This window comes from Ancylobacter novellus DSM 506 (assembly GCF_000092925.1).
In the GTDB taxonomy this organism is placed as follows: Bacteria; Pseudomonadota; Alphaproteobacteria; order Rhizobiales; family Xanthobacteraceae; genus Ancylobacter; species Ancylobacter novellus.
On record NC_014217.1, the window covers coordinates 414,838 to 429,364 of the forward strand.

Annotated in this window: 14 protein-coding genes; 8 read left to right on the forward strand and 6 right to left on the reverse strand. The window is 69.0% G+C overall.

Going from position 1 to position 14,527, the window contains the following annotated elements:
* Window positions 1-22 precede the first annotated feature (22 nt).
* Both SNOV_RS02070 and SNOV_RS02075 read left to right on the forward strand, forming a co-directional pair.
* Complete coding sequence (locus tag SNOV_RS02070; RefSeq protein ID WP_013165246.1) at window positions 23-478, forward strand: RrF2 family transcriptional regulator; 456 nt, start codon at window positions 23-25, stop codon at window positions 476-478.
* Window positions 479-591: 113 nt separating this feature from the next.
* Window positions 592-1,641: an HPP family protein gene (locus tag SNOV_RS02075; protein ID WP_244412841.1), complete on the forward strand. Its 1,050-nt coding sequence runs from the start codon at window positions 592-594 to the stop codon at window positions 1,639-1,641.
* Between the two features lie 4 nt (window positions 1,642-1,645).
* On the opposite strand, the gene SNOV_RS02080 is transcribed toward SNOV_RS02075, so the two are convergent.
* Window positions 1,646-2,083 (reverse strand): DUF1810 domain-containing protein, encoded by a 438-nt coding sequence (locus tag SNOV_RS02080; protein WP_013165248.1) that lies wholly within the window; start codon window positions 2,081-2,083, stop codon window positions 1,646-1,648.
* Between the two features lie 74 nt (window positions 2,084-2,157).
* Between SNOV_RS02080 and SNOV_RS02085 the strand changes: the two genes are divergently transcribed.
* Both SNOV_RS02085 and SNOV_RS02090 read left to right on the forward strand, forming a co-directional pair.
* Window positions 2,158-2,604, forward strand: coding sequence for a PPC domain-containing DNA-binding protein (locus SNOV_RS02085; protein WP_013165249.1), 447 nt, complete (start codon window positions 2,158-2,160; stop codon window positions 2,602-2,604).
* A gap of 73 nt (window positions 2,605-2,677) precedes the next feature.
* Entirely contained in the window at window positions 2,678-3,604 is a 927-nt protein-coding gene (locus SNOV_RS02090; RefSeq protein ID WP_041782711.1) for a glutaminase, read from the forward strand.
* Window positions 3,605-3,728: 124 nt separating this feature from the next.
* Here SNOV_RS02090 and SNOV_RS02095 read toward each other — a convergent pair whose 3' ends face one another.
* Entirely contained in the window at window positions 3,729-3,914 is a 186-nt protein-coding gene (locus tag SNOV_RS02095) for a DUF2735 domain-containing protein (protein ID WP_013165251.1), read from the reverse strand.
* Between the two features lie 450 nt (window positions 3,915-4,364).
* Here SNOV_RS02095 and SNOV_RS02100 point away from each other — a divergent pair, with 450 nt between their 5' ends.
* Window positions 4,365-5,399 carry a glutamine synthetase beta-grasp domain-containing protein gene (locus tag SNOV_RS02100; protein ID WP_013165252.1) on the forward strand — a complete coding sequence of 345 codons (1,035 nt, stop codon included), beginning with the start codon at window positions 4,365-4,367 and terminating at the stop codon, window positions 5,397-5,399.
* Window positions 5,400-5,682: 283 nt separating this feature from the next.
* On the opposite strand, the gene SNOV_RS02105 is transcribed toward SNOV_RS02100, so the two are convergent.
* The 4 genes from SNOV_RS02105 to SNOV_RS02120 form a co-directional block, all read right to left on the reverse strand.
* On the reverse strand, window positions 5,683-7,113 hold the full coding sequence (locus SNOV_RS02105; protein WP_013165253.1) for a phospholipase D-like domain-containing protein: 1,431 nt from the start codon (window positions 7,111-7,113) through the stop codon (window positions 5,683-5,685).
* A 146-nt stretch (window positions 7,114-7,259) separates the two neighbouring features.
* On the reverse strand, window positions 7,260-9,701 hold the full coding sequence (gene lon, locus SNOV_RS02110; protein ID WP_013165254.1) for an endopeptidase La: 2,442 nt from the start codon (window positions 9,699-9,701) through the stop codon (window positions 7,260-7,262).
* Between the two features lie 17 nt (window positions 9,702-9,718).
* A complete protein-coding gene (locus tag SNOV_RS02115; protein WP_013165255.1) occupies window positions 9,719-10,141 on the reverse strand; it encodes an Hsp20/alpha crystallin family protein in 423 nt (140 codons plus the stop codon).
* Between the two features lie 110 nt (window positions 10,142-10,251).
* A complete protein-coding gene (locus SNOV_RS02120; protein WP_210160639.1) occupies window positions 10,252-11,187 on the reverse strand; it encodes a LysR family transcriptional regulator in 936 nt (311 codons plus the stop codon).
* 131 nt (window positions 11,188-11,318) lie between these two features.
* On the opposite strand from SNOV_RS02120, the gene SNOV_RS02125 reads away from it, so the two are divergent.
* From SNOV_RS02125 to SNOV_RS02135, 3 genes are all read left to right on the forward strand, one after another.
* Window positions 11,319-12,200, forward strand: a complete 882-nt coding sequence (locus SNOV_RS02125) for an NAD(P)-dependent oxidoreductase (RefSeq protein WP_013165257.1) — start codon at window positions 11,319-11,321, stop codon at window positions 12,198-12,200.
* A gap of 21 nt (window positions 12,201-12,221) precedes the next feature.
* Window positions 12,222-13,220: an aldo/keto reductase gene (locus SNOV_RS02130; RefSeq protein ID WP_013165258.1), complete on the forward strand. Its 999-nt coding sequence runs from the start codon at window positions 12,222-12,224 to the stop codon at window positions 13,218-13,220.
* A 253-nt stretch (window positions 13,221-13,473) separates the two neighbouring features.
* On the forward strand, window positions 13,474-14,490 hold the full coding sequence (locus SNOV_RS02135; RefSeq protein ID WP_013165259.1) for a DUF2778 domain-containing protein: 1,017 nt from the start codon (window positions 13,474-13,476) through the stop codon (window positions 14,488-14,490).
* Window positions 14,491-14,527 lie beyond the last annotated feature (37 nt).

A 14,527-nucleotide genomic window follows, 5' to 3' on the forward strand; every position in this document is an offset into this window, starting at 1 on the left:
GAAAAGCTCCAGACAGTTCCGCATGCGACTGACCCGCTACTCCGATTACGCCATGCGCGTGATGCTCTATCTCGCGGCACGCGGCGACCGTCCGTGCTCCATATCGGAGATGGCGGCAGCCTACGGTATTTCGCAGAACCACCTGATGAAGGTCATGAACGACCTAGGGCGGGCCGGCTATGTGGCGAGCACGCGCGGGCGCAATGGCGGCTTCCGGCTGGCGCGGCCGGCGAACGAGATCGTGGTTGGCGACCTGCTGCGGCACACCGAGGACGATCTCGACCTCGTCGATTGCCCGCGTTGCGTGCTGTCGCGCGGCTGCGGCCTATCCTCGGTGCTGGACGAGGCGCTGATGGCGTTCCTCGCCGTGCTCGACCGCTACACGCTGGCGGACCTCATCGACCGGCGGCAGGGCTTCCAGAGCCTGCTGCTTTCCCTCGATTCCGGCATGGGCCGGATTCAGCCCGGACTGGCGTGATGGCCGTTTCCACCACTGCCCTCGTCCTGGTGTCATCGGCCGGGCTGCTCGTCGCCTGCGTGGCGGGCGCGCGTCCGCGGCCATCCCCCCTGGCGATGCATTTGGAGTGGGCCTTGTCAGCCTTTGCACGCATAAGACTGTTCCGTCCGATCCTCGCCGGCGCCACGCTGCGCGACCGTATCCTCGCTTGCCTCGGTGCCCTCGTCGGCATCGCGCTGACCGCCTTTGTCAGCGCCGTGGCGGCGGGGAACGTGACTGATCTCCTGTGGATCGTGCCGCCCATGGGCGCCTCGGCCGTGCTGCTGTTCGCCGTGCCGGCGAGCCCGATGGCGCAGCCCTGGCCGGCCATCGGCGGCAACGTCATCTCGGCGCTGATCGGCATCGCGGTCGCCCATTTCATGCCGCTGTCGGCGCTTTCTGCCGGCATCGCGGTCGCCAGCGCCATCGCCGCCATGTCGCTGCTGCGCTGCCTGCACCCGCCGGGCGGCGCGGCGGCGCTGGTCGGCCTCTTCGCCGGCGCGTCCTCGAGCTATTGGTTCCCGCTGATGCCGGTGGGCGTGAACGCCGTCATCCTGACGGCCAGCGCCTGGGTCTATCACCGGATGTCGGGCCATACCTACCCGCACGCGCCCGCCGCCCCGGCCGCGGCGCCGAAGCCGACGCAGGAACTGCCCTGGACCTTCAGCCGCTCCGATGTCGCCTCCGCCCTCGAGGAGATGGGCGAGACCTTCGACATCGACACCGCGGACCTGGAGACGCTGCTGCGCACCATCGAGCAGCGGGCGCTGGCGCGTTCCTACAAGCAGCTGACCTGCCGCGAGCTGATGTCCACCGGCCTCATCTCGGTCGCCGCTTCGGCCGCGCCCGAGGAGGCGCGCGCCAAGCTGGTGGCGAGCGACGTGCGCCGGCTGCCGGTGCTCGACACTGACGGCCGCATCGTCGGCGCCGTCGGCCTGCGCGATCTCATCCGTCCCGCGGCGACGGTCCGCGCACTGATGACGCCTGCCGCGACGGCGACGCCGGAGGCGCACGCCATCGATCTGCTGGGCCGCTACGCCCATGACCGCGTCCACGCGGTCTTCGTGGTCGATGAGGATCGCAAGCCCATCGGCGTGGTGACCGAGGCCGACTGGCTGGCGGTGCTGACGCGCGGGCTGGAGTGAGGGCTCAGGCCCTCTCCTCGTCCAGCAGCGCCAGCGTCGCCTTGTCCATGTCGCCGGCGCATCCGAGGTCGAGCGCCCGGCGGAACACGCTGTCGGGCGCATCGCAGGCTAGCGCGAATAGCGTCATGGACGAGCGGAACTTCATGTCGTCCGGGCTGCCGAAGATGTCGTGCAGTGACCGGCCGCTCTCCAACGGCACCGCCTGCGTGGCGCGCTCCAGCCGCGGCCCGAGCACGGGATGGGCGAGATAGGCCCGCGCCTCCTTCAGCGAGCCGATGCCGTAGAACTCGGCCGTCGGCGAGCGGCCGAGCCCGCGCAGCTGCGGGAAGATGAACCACATCCAGTGGCTGCGCTTGCGCCCGGCGCGCAGCTCCGCGACCGCCGTGTCGAAGACCGTCTCCTGCGCGCTGACGAAGCGCTTGAGGTCATAGGGATCGTCCACGATCCGTCTCCCGCGGAACCATGCCGGCGGCCCTGCCGTTCCCCGTTCAGGCAGGAAACTAGGGTCGGTCTGAGATGAAATCCAAGTTGCTCGGCGAAGGCGAGGGTGGTCGCCTGTTCGCGCTCGTGCTCGATCCCGGCGAAGAGGCGTTCGCCGCCATCCGCGACTTCGCCGCGAAGGAGGGGATCAGTGCCGCCTCCGTCACCGCCATCGGCGCCTTCTCGCGGGCGACGGTCGGCTGGTTCGATTTCGACACCAGGGACTATCGCCGCATCCCGGTCGAGGAGCAGTGCGAGGTGCTGAGCGCGCTCGGCGACATCGCCCGCGACGACGACGGCAAGGCGAGCCTGCATCTGCACGCCGTACTCGGCCTGTCCGACGGCTCGACCCGCGGCGGGCACCTGCTCGACGGCATTGTCCGGCCGACGCTGGAGGTGATGATCACCGAGACCCCGGCGCATCTGCACCGCCGAAAGCGCCCCGGCCTCGGCATCTCGCTCATCGACCTCGGCAGCGGGTGAGCGCGCGGCACTGGCGTTGCACGGGCCGGATGCGGTAATCCCCGCCATCCCGCAGCCGAAGGTGACGAACCCCGTGCCCGATCTCGAACGCATCGTCAGCGACATCGCCGAGGAGATGCGCGCCCGCCCGGACCGCGGCGAGGTCGCGACCTATATCCCCGAGCTCGCCCGTGCCGACCCCAATGCCTTCGGCATCGCCGTCATCGCGGCGGACGGGCAGGTGGCAGTGGGCGGCGACGCCGACGTGCCCTTCTCCATCCAGAGCGTCTCCAAGGTGTTCACGCTCACTTTGGCGCTGGGCAAGATCGGCAACCTGTTGTGGAAGCGGGTGGGGCGCGAGCCCTCGGGCAGCCCGTTCAACTCCATCGTCCAGCTGGAGGCCGAGCACGGCATCCCGCGCAACCCCTTCATCAATGCCGGTGCCATCGCGGTGACCGACGTCATCCTTTCCGGCCACCAGCCGCGCGAGGCGCTGGGCGAGATCCTGCGCTTCATGCACTTCCTCGCTGAGGACAGTTCGATCGGCATCGACGAGGCGGTCGCCGCCTCCGAGCAACGGACCGGCTTCCGCAACCGGGCGCTCGCCAACTACATGAAGTCGTTCGACGTGCTGGAGAACCCGGTCGACTACACGCTGGGCGTCTATTTCCACCACTGCGCCATCGCCATGAGCTGCCGGCAGCTCGCCATGGCCGCGCGCTTCCTCGCCCATGGCGGGCGCAATCCGTCGACCGGCTTCTCGGTGGTGTCCGCGGAGCGGGCGCGGCGCATCAACGCCATCATGCTCACCTGCGGCCACTATGACGGCTCGGGCGAGTTCGCCTACCGCGTCGGCCTGCCGGGAAAGAGCGGGGTGGGGGGAGGCATCCTTGCCATCGCCCCGGGCAAGGCGTCGATCGCGGTGTGGTCGCCGGGGCTCGACGCCAGCGGCAATTCGCATCTCGGCCGCATCGCGCTGGAGGCACTGACCCAGCGGCTCGGCTGGTCGGTGTTCGGCTGAGGCAGCCTAGAGCGCGTCAGATACGACAAGAGGGCCGGACGGTCGGTCGCGGCCCTCTTGGTAAGGCGTGGATGATGCGCGATGCGCAGAACGGAAGTCTCGCTCGTGAAGGCACGGGTCGACGTCAGTTCTTGGGGCCAGCGTCTTCCCGAATGGCCTCTTCGTGGTACCAGCTGCCGAAGATGACGGCCGGGTTTACCTTGAGCGGCTCGGAAGCGCGAAGCTCGGCGCGACGGGCGGCAAGACCCGCGCGGCCACCGACAGGGAACTGGACGATCTGCGCGCTTGCGCGCTGGATGTTGGTACGCATTGCACATTTCTCCTTTCCCGCTGCGCGTTCCTGCGTCAGCGTTTAAGCCTATATAGCACCTTCTGCATGGCGTTTGCGCAATATGCACATTTTGCGATCACAATGAGGGCAGAAATTGTGCAGCGCCAAACGCCACGGCCGATGCTGACGCATCAACGGCCATAGCGCCGCTTTGGTTGCCTGCGCGCGTGCGCCGCAATGTCGTCCGCAATCGTGCCGGTTTCGGCCAAGCCGTGCTGGCGACAGGCGAATCACGCCGCCGCGCGCCCTCCCGCAGCGCGCCCACCCGCTGATGCCGGCAAAGGAATGCGCCTGTGGCGGCGCGCCGTCTCTCCATTTGGCACGGTAAATGCTTCTACGAGCGGTAGCGGTTGGCGGTCGACTTTCTCGCACGGCCGGCACAGCGACGGGGGCCTCGGCTCCGGTCCATCAGCTCATGAGAGACACGCAATGACGAAGTATAAGCTCGAGTACATTTGGCTCGACGGCTACAAGCCGACCCCGAACCTGCGCGGCAAGACGCAGATCAAGGAATTCGACCACTTCCCCTCGCTTGAGGAGCTCCCGCTGTGGGGCTTCGACGGTTCGTCCACGGAGCAGGCCGAGGGTCGCAGCTCCGACTGCGTGCTGAAGCCCGTCGCGATCTATCCCGATCCGGCCCGCAAGAACGGCGCCCTGGTGATGTGCGAAGTGATGATGCCGGACGGCGTCACCCCGCACGCCACCAATGCGCGCGCCACCATCCTGGACGACGAAGGCGCCTGGTTCGGCTTCGAGCAGGAGTACTTCTTCTACAAGGACGGCCGCCCGCTCGGCTTCCCCGAGCACGGCTACCCGGCCCCGCAGGGCCCGTACTACACCGGCGTCGGCTTCAAGAATGTCGGCGACATCGCCCGCGAGATCGTCGAGGAGCACCTTGAGCTCTGCCTCGAGGCCGGCATCAACCACGAAGGCATCAACGCGGAAGTCGCGAAGGGCCAGTGGGAATTCCAGATCTTCGGCAAGGGCTCCAAGAAGGCCGCCGACGAAGTGTGGATGGCCCGCTACCTGCTGCTCCGCCTGACCGAGAAGTACGGCGTGGACATCGAGTTCCACTGCAAGCCGCTCGGCGATACCGACTGGAACGGCTCGGGCATGCACTGCAACTTCTCCACGAAGTTCATGCGTGAAGTGGGCGGCAAGGACTATTTCGAGGCCCTGATGGCGGCTTTCGCCAAGAACCTCGACGACCACATCGCCGTCTACGGCCCGGACAACCACATGCGCCTGACCGGCAAGCATGAGACGGCGCCGTGGAACAAGTTCTCCTACGGCGTGGCCGACCGCGGCGCTTCCATCCGCGTGCCGCACTCGTTCATCCGCAACGACTACAAGGGCTATCTTGAGGATCGCCGCCCGAATTCCCAGGGCGACCCCTACCAGATCGCTTCCCAGGTCCTGAAGACGATCTCGGAAGTCGACACAAAGGCCGCCGCTGCGGCGTGAGGAATTGCGCGGCGGGCCGGGCCTTCGGGTTCCCGCCCGCCGCCGCTGCCTCCTGAGACGGGCCGACCGTCTCCCTCAAGCCAGTCCCGTCCGCGGGGCTGGCTTTTGTTTTTGGCCGCGCGAGACGTCGGCAATCATCACGACGTCATGCCCGGGCTTGACCCGGGCATCCACGACTTGAGACTGGGCTGCTGGGTGTCCCCGAAGTCGTGGATGGCCGGGCCGAGCCCGGCCATGACGACAGCGTGGGGTGGATGCCGCGCTCCGGAGATGGCGAGGCAGCTCACAAATACGGCGAGGCCAGCCAGATGGCGCGGTTGCGCAGCTTCTCCAGGAAGGGGCGCCGCGCCAGTGTCCCCAGCGTCTCCGGCCGCGACGCGGCCATCATCGCGGCGACGCGCGTCTCGATCGCCGTGGCGATCGTCGGATCGTAGAGTTCGAGGTCGAGCTCGAAATTGAGCCGCAGGCTGCGCGGGTCGAGGTTGGACGAGCCGACATAGGCCCAGCATCCGTCCACCGCCATCAGCTTGGAATGGTCGAACATCCCCTCTGCCCGCCACACCCTGCACTCGCCGGCGATCACCTGGTCGAGTTGGGCGGTCATGGCGTAGTCGACCAGCTTCAGATTGTTGGCGGAGGGGATGACGATGTCGACCTCGACACCCCGGCGCCCGGCCACGGTGAGCGCGCCGATGAGCTGCTGGTCGGGCAGGAAATAGGGCGAGCAGACATGCACGCGGCTCTGCGCCACGGCGAGCGCGCCCATGATCATGTTGTGGGCGCTGGCGAGGTTGCGGTCGGGGCCGGAGGGCACGACGCGCACTGCCACCGGGCCATGAGTTCCCTGCGGCGCCTCCGCCCAGGCCGGGCCGTCGAGGAACTCGTCGGTGGTGAAGGACCAGTCCTGGCTGAACACGGTGAGCAACTGCTCCACCGCCGGCCCCTCGACGCGGAAATGCGTGTCGCGGGCGGGATCGTCGCCGCCGAACGCGGCCATGAACTGGGCGCGGATATTCATGCCGCCGGTGAAGGCGAGGCCGCCATCGACGATCAGCATCTTCCGGTGGCTGCGCAGGTTCGCGTAGGGCAGGCGCAGGCCGATCAGATTGCCCATGAAAAGGTCGACGGTGACGCCGCCCTCCATCAGCCGCCCGACGATGGAGGGGCGCGAATAGCGCGCGCCGATGGCATCGATCAGCACGCGCACGGCGACGCCGCGCTTGTGCGCCTCGATCAGCGCATCGGCGAACTGCACCCCGACCGGGTCGTTGTCGAAGATGTAGCTGGAGAGCGCGACATGCCGCTTCGCCGCGCGGATGGCGTCGAGCATGGCGGGATAGGCGGCATCGCCGCTGTCGAGCAGCTCGACCGCATTGCCGGTGGTGAGCGGGAAGGCGGCGACGCGGTCGCCCAGCCGCTTCATCGCCGAGAGGCTGGGCGAGAGGGCGATGGCGATGGGCGGGCGCTCATGGTGGCGCCGGCGGTCCTGGCTGGCGCGGCGGCGGCCGGCGGCGCTCTGGCGAATGCGGTTGATGCCGGCGACCAGATAGAGGAAGGCGCCGACGAAGGGCGACAGCAGGATGACGCCGACCCAGCCGATGGCGGCGCGCACATCGTCCTTCGTCATCGCCGCATGGATCGCCGCCACAACGCCGATGGCGGCGCTCGTGACGAGCGTTATGTGCGGCCAGTATTCCGACAGGAAACGAAGCATGAGGACGGCCTATGGATGCACCGTCTCTAGCCGGTAATCGGCGCAGCGTCATCCCCGCGCCGTCCAGACTGACGTAACGGCAGATGGCATCGTGGTGAGCGGAAAAAGAAACCGCCCCGGAAACGCTTCCGGGGCGGTTTGTGGTGTCAGCTCGCCGCCTTCAGCGGCAAAGCCGGCTGGTCCGGGCTCTCGCGCGGTTCCAGCGCATTGGCCATGGCCTCGTCCACCCGCTCCAGCCAGACGAACTCCAGCCGGTCGCGCGCGTCCTGAGGGATGTCCTCATAGTCGCGCCGGTTGCGGGCGGGCAGCATCACGCGGGTCAGCCCCGCGCGCGCCGCCGCCACCACCTTCTCCTTGATGCCGCCGACCGGCAGGACAAGACCCCGCAGGGAGATCTCGCCGGTCATGGCGGTGTCCTTGCGCACCGTGCGGCCGGTGAGCAGCGAGACCAGGGCGGTGAACATCGCCACGCCCGCGCTCGGCCCGTCCTTCGGCGTCGCCCCGGCGGGCACATGGACGTGCACGTCGTTCTTGGCGAACAGCTCCGGATCGATGCCGAGCTCCTCGGCGCGGCTCTTCACCAGGCTCCACGCGGCCTGCGCGCTCTCCTTCATCACGTCGCCGAGCTGGCCCGTGAGGATCAGCCCGCCGCGTCCGGGGACGCGGGTCGCCTCGATGAAGAGGATGTCGCCGCCGACCGGGGTCCAGGCGAGGCCGGTGGCGACGCCCGGAACCGAAACGCGTAGCGCCACCTCGTCCTCGAAGATCGGCGGACCGAGCATCTCGGGCAGCGTGTCGACGCTGATGCGCGCATGGCTGACGCTGCCTTCGGCGATGCCGACGGCGACGTGCCGCACGGCGCGGCCGACCTCGCGTTCGAGGTTGCGCACGCCCGCCTCCCGCGTATAGGCGCGGATGATGGCTTTGAGCGCCTCGTCGTCGACCTCGACCTGCTCCGGCTTGACGCCGTTCGCTTCCAGCTGGCGGCGGACCAGATAGCGCTTGGCGATCTGCAGCTTCTCGGTGTCGGTGTAGCCGGTGAGCTGGATGATCTCCATGCGGTCGCGCAGCGGCCCCGGTATGGTGTCGAGCATGTTCGCGGTGGCGATGAACACCACGCGCGACAGGTCGAACGGCACGCCGAGATAATTGTCCCGGAACGTTCCGTTCTGCTCGGGGTCGAGCACTTCCAGCATCGCCGCCGACGGGTCGCCCTGTATGCCGGAGCCCATCTTGTCGATCTCGTCCAGCATCATCACGCAGTCGCGGGTGCCCGCCTTGCGGATGCCCTGGATGATGTTGCCGGGCAGAGCGCCGACATAGGTGCGCCGGTGGCCGCGGATCTCCGCCTCGTCATGCACGCCGCCGAGAGAGACGCGCACGAATTTGCGGCCCATGGCGCGGGCGATGGACTGGCCGAGCGAGGTCTTGCCGACGCCCGGAGGGCCGGCGAAGCACAGGATCGGCGCCTTGCCGCCGGGCGCCAGCTTGCGCACGGCGAGGTACTCGACGATGCGGCGCTTGATCTTGTCGAGGCCGAAATGGTCCTCGTCGAGGATCTTGCGGGCCTCCGCGATGTCGATCGGCGCCGTTTCCGGCAGCTTCCACGGCAGGGCGATCAGCCAGTCCAGATAGGTGCGGACCATGCCGTATTCGGCGCTGGCGTCCTGCATGCGGCGCAGCCGGCCCAGCTCCTTGCGGGCCATCTGCTCCACATCCTCCGGCATGCCGGCATCGGTGATAGCCTTCTCCAGATCGGCGATGTCCTGGCTGTTGCCGTCATCCTCGCCGAGCTGCTTCTGGATCGCCGCCATCTGCTCGCGCAGCAGCACCTCGCGCTGGCGCTCGTCCAGCGACGCCTTGGTCTGCTTGCTGATCTCCTGCGACAGGCGCAGCACCTCGATGCGGTGCGCCAAGAGCCGCGAGACCTTGTTCATGCGCGCGACGATGTCGACCGTCTCCAGAAGCTCCTGCTTCTCGTCGGCCGAGATGTCGATATAGGCGGCGACCAGATCGGCGAGGCCGGCCGGCGAGTTGGAGCCGCGCACGGCGGCGACCAGCTCGGCCGGGACCTGCGGCAGCAGCTCCAGCGCCTCGGTGGCCTGGCCCTGCAGGTGGACGAAGCGCGCCTCGATCTCCGAGGAGCGTTCCTCGCTCTCCTCCAGCCGCTTCACGCGGGCGGTGACGAAGGGCTTCTCGCGCACGAACTCGTCGACATGGAAGCGCTGCTCGCCCTGCAGCACGAGGTGATGCGTGCCGTCCGGCGCGGTGACGTAGCGCAGTATGTTGGCGACGACGCCCATGCGGTGCAGGTCGGTCGGGCTCGGCTCCTCCACGCTGGCGTCGCGCTGCATCAAGATGCCGATGGGACGGCCCTCGCGCACCGCCTGCTGGGCGGCGGCGATGGAGGCCGCGCGGCCGACGCTGAGCGGCAGCACGACGCCGGGGAACAGCACGAAGTTGCGCACCGGCAGGACGATCAGCTGGTCGGCGGGCACATTGCCGTTGGTGGCGCCCGAGGCGCCGTTGTTTCCGCCGGCATCGGCCATGCGGACCGGATCGAATCTTTCGAAATCGGGGTGTGTCATGGTTCTGTCCCCCTTCCTCAAACCTTACGCAGCACGATGGCGAGGCACCCGTTGACGACGCGCGGATGGGCGACCTCGTAGCGACCGGGCGGCAGCACGAGCTGGCGCTCGAAGCGGCCCTGCGGCAGCTCCATGCGATGGATGGTGGCGCGGTTGAGCTCCGCCGGCAGCACGCGCTCGCCCGAAATGGCGAGCGTGCCGTTCTGGATGGCGACGCTGATGCGCTCGGGATCGACGCCGGGGAGCGCGGCGAGCACGATGAGCTCGCGCTCGGTCTCGATCATGTCGACCGGCGGCTCCCAGCACGGCGCGTGGCGGCGCGGCGATACCGCGTCGGCACGCGAGGCCGGCTGGAACATCTGTCGGTGCATGCGCTCGGCGCGGTTCAGCATGTCGATGGCGTCCGACCACATCCAGAGGCGGGGGTCAGTCTTCTTCATGGGCATCTCCTGGGGCAGGCCGGTGGGACGTATCCCTGGGGCCCGCGACGCTCATATGGGTGCAGAAATGCCACACGCTAGGGAGGCGGGCGCATCCTAGCGCGGCGCCGTCAGGCGGCTTGCGTCTTCGCCGGCTCGGCTCGTGACAGCATGAGGTCGAGGAAGGCGCGCGGCGCCTCGTCGAGCGCACTCATCCCGCCGCGGCCCGGCGCCAGATGGGCGACCACCAGCTCCCAGCACAGGTCCGGCCCGGCGATGTCCACCACCGCCAGCATGTCCCGCCGCGCCTCGGCCACCGTCTCCGGCACCAGCGCCACGCCGAGCCCGCGCGCCACAAGGGCCAGCAGGCTGTCGAGGTCGCTGACCTCGAAGGCGATGCGCCGCTCCAGACCCGCCTGGCCGAAGCCCTTGTCGACCAGCCGGCGCGTGCCCCAGCCGGGCTGGAAGTCGACGAAGGGCTCGCCGGCCAGCTCGGCCAGCGTCACCTCGGTCCGGCCGGCGAGCGGGTGCGCGGGCGCGCAGACCAGCACCAGCCCCTCGCAGGCGACGACCGAGGCGGCGATGTCGGGCACCGGCTCGCACAGCGGCAGGATTGCAAGATCGAGCGTGCCGGCGCGCAATTTCTCCGTCAGCGGCTCCGAGCCGCCCTGGCTGAGCCGTACCTCGATGCCGGGATAGAGGGCGTGGAAGGCGGCGAGCAGCGCCGGCAGGTCGATGAAGGCCGGCAGGCTCGGCACCGCGCCGATGTCGAGCGTGCCGCGCTCCAGCGCCGCGGCGGAGGAGACCGCCTCGCGCGCCTCGCGCACCGCGTCGAGCACGCGCCGCGCCTTCTCCAGGAAGGCTTCGCCCGCCGCGGTGAGGCGCACCTGCCGCGTGGTGCGCAGGAACAGCCGCGCGTCCAGCTCCTCCTCCAGCGCGCGGATGGAGGAGGACAGCGCCGACTGGACGATGTTGGCGCGCTGCGCCGCCCGGGTGAAGTGCTGCTCCTCGGCGACGGCGATGAAGTGCTGGAGATGGCGCAGTTCCATGGCGGCCTCGCTATTCATGTCTCCATCAGATTAATGCCATCTCGACATTCAATTTGAAAGATCAATCGCATCGTCCCATGGTGCACGAGGCTTCGGATCGCGATCTTTGCCGCGGCGGGCGCGGGCCCGAATGGAGATGGAGAGACATCATGAAGGTCGGTTTCATCGGACTGGGCAGCATGGGCGCCGGCATGGCGCGCAACCTTCTCAAGGCGGGGCACGAGGTGACGGTGTTCAACCGCTCGCCGGCCAAGGCCGCGCCGCTGGTGGAAGCCGGCGCCGTCGCCGCATCGAGCGTCGCGGAGGCCTGCAAGGGCGAGGCGGTGATCACCATGCTCGCCGACGATGCGGCCGTCTCCTCGGTCGCGGAAGGCGAGGGCGGCATCCTTGCCAGCCTCGCGCCCGGCGCGCTGCACGTCTCTGCCAGCACGATCAGCGTGGCACTGTCGGAGAAGCTGACCGCCGCGCATGCCGAGGCCGGCCAGCTCTATGCCGCCGCTCCCGTCTTCGGCCGGCCCGAAGTGGCGGCGGCGGGCGAGCTCTTCGTCGCCGCCGCGGGTCCGGCGGACACGCTCACGCTCGCCCAGCCGCTGTTCGACGCCATCGGCCGGCAGACCTTCGTGTTCTCCGACACGCCGTCCAAGGCCAACCTCGTCAAGCTGAGCGGCAACTTCCTCATCGCCTGCGTGATCGAGACGCTCGGCGAGGCGCTGGCGCTGGTCGGCAAGGGCGGCGTCGACCAGAAGCAGTATCTCGACTTCCTCACCTCGACCCTGTTCGGCGCCCCGGTCTACCGCAACTACGGCAACCTCATCGTCGACACCACGCCGCGGCCGGTCGGTTTCGCCGCTCCGCTCGGGCTCAAGGACATGCGGCTCGCGCTCGCCGCCGCCGAGGAGCTGCGCGTGCCGCTCCCCGTCGGCAGCCTGTTGCGCGACCGCTTTCTCACCCTCCTCGCCAATGGCGGCGAGGGGCAGGACTGGTCGGCCATCGGCCGCCTCGCCGCGAAGGACGCCGGCGGGGTCGTCTGACCGCCGTATTGGAGACAGGACATGGAACAGATCGACATCGGCTCCTCGGGGGTGAAGACCTCGCGCATCGGCCTCGGCACCTGGGCCATCGGCGGCTGGATGTGGGGCGGCTCGGACGAGGCCGAGGCTATCGCCACCATCCGCACGGCGGTGGAGCGCGGTGTGACGCTTATCGACACCGCGCCGGTCTACGGCTTCGGCCATTCCGAGGAGATCGTCGGCAAGGCGCTGGCCGAGGGCGGCCTGCGCGCAAAGGCGCAGATCGCCACAAAGGCCGGCCTTGCCTGGGTGGACGGCAAGGTGCATCGCGATTCGCGCGCGGCGCGGCTGAGGCAGGAGGTCGAGGATTCGCTGCGCCGGCTGCGCACCGATGTCATCGACCTCTACCAGATCCACTGGCCGGACCTCGAGACACCCTTCGACGAGACCGCCCGCACGCTGGAGGAACTGCGCCAGGCGGGGAAAATCCGTGCCATCGGCGTGAGCAACTTTTCGCCGGCACAGATGGACGCCTTCCGCGCGCATGCGCCGCTGCACGCGGTGCAGCCGCCCTACAATCTCTTCGAGCGCGACATCGAGAAGGACGTGCTGCCCTATGCGGCGCGCTCCGGGCTGACCGTGCTGAGCTACGGCGCCATCTGCCGCGGCCTGCTCTCCGGGCGCATGCGCGCCGACACCACCTTCACCGGCGACGACCTGCGCAAGTTCGACCCGAAATTCACCGGCGAGCGCTTCCCGCGCTATCTCGCCGCCGTGGCCGAGCTCGACACGCTGGCGCGCGAGCGCTTCGGCAAGACCGTGCTGGCGCTCGCCGTGCGCTGGGTGCTCGACCAGGGGCCGACCATCGCGCTGTGGGGCGCGCGCCGTCCAGACCAGCTCGACCCGGTGGGCGAAATCGCCGGCTGGACCATCGACGAGGCGACCAAGGGCGAGATCGACGCCATCCTCGCCCGCCACGTCCCCGAGCCGATCGCGCCGACCTTCATGGCGCCGCCGGCCAAGCGCCCGCTCACGGCCTAGAAGGCGCTGCGCCACGCCTCGGCCCGCCATGCCGGGAAGCTGTTGGCGGGTTGGCATCCCACCAAATCGGCGGGTTGTCCGAGCGACATTAATGAAATATTACCTAAACGTGGGCTACTAACCGATTTGGCTTGGGGGTCTTCGGCGACAATGGCTTGGGCGCCGCGGACCTGATCGCAACCGAAGACGGAACAGACGCGCGTGGCGGCCACGCCGTTGGCGCGTACGCCCGTCCTCTGTGCAGGGATGCTTGATGCGGCTTATCGGATCGTTCCTCATCGGCTCAGCGGGCTTCGTCGGCGTTGCCGTCGCTGTGGCATGGGTGTCGAACGCCTCCCTGCCGACGCCGGCCGATGCCGCCCGCGCCGATCTTCCGCCGTTCCGCATGGCGCCGGCCGCCCCCGAGACGGCGAGCGCCGTCGTCGACGAGCCCTCCGCACGGCCGGCCCGCACCGTCATGGACGTGCGCAACTTCTACGCCGCCGGCGAGATCCCGCAGCCCTCGAACTGGCTGTTCGACCCGGCGGTGATGCCGATCCGTCCGGCGGTGGTCGCCGCCGTGCCGGTGCCGGCCCCGACGGCCGAGCCGACCGTCGAGACGGTGAGTGCCGTGCCGCTGCCGGCTGCCAATCCGCTTGCCGCCGGCCGCGTCATGGCGGGCAACGAACCGGAGGACGCGCTCACCTTCGCGCCGCGGCCGCCGAAGAAGCCGAAGCTCGATGCCGAGATCGCCGCGCTGCCGCCTCCCATGGAGGAGGACGTCGCGCCGGACGAGCCGGCCCCGGCGCCCGCCGTCACCGAGGCGCCGAAGGACGAACTGCGCTACCCCACGCGCGAGGACAAGTTCGCCGTCTACGACATCCGCGCCAAGAAGCTTTATCTGCCGAGCGGCAAGAAGCTAGAGGCGCATTCGGGGTATGGCGCAAAGATGGATAACGTCCGCTACGTCCATGTCCGGATGGAGGGCGTGACCCCGCCGAACCGCTACTCGCTGAAGATGCGCGAGGCGCTGTTCCATGGGACCGAGGCGGTCCGCATGACGCCGGTCGGCGACGGCAAGATGTATGGCCGCAACGGCTTCCTGCTGCACCCGTACCTGCTCGGGCCGCGCGGCGATTCCAATGGCTGCGTCTCCGTCGCCGACTACGACGCCTTCCTCGCCGCCTTCAAGCGGGGCGAGGTGCAGGAACTCGTGGTGGTCGAATCGATGCCGGGCTCGGGCGACACGCTCAACCCGCTGCTGTCCTGGCTGACCGGCAAGCGCAGCTGACCGGCTGCGGACTTCTCATCTCCAGACCGCCCACCCG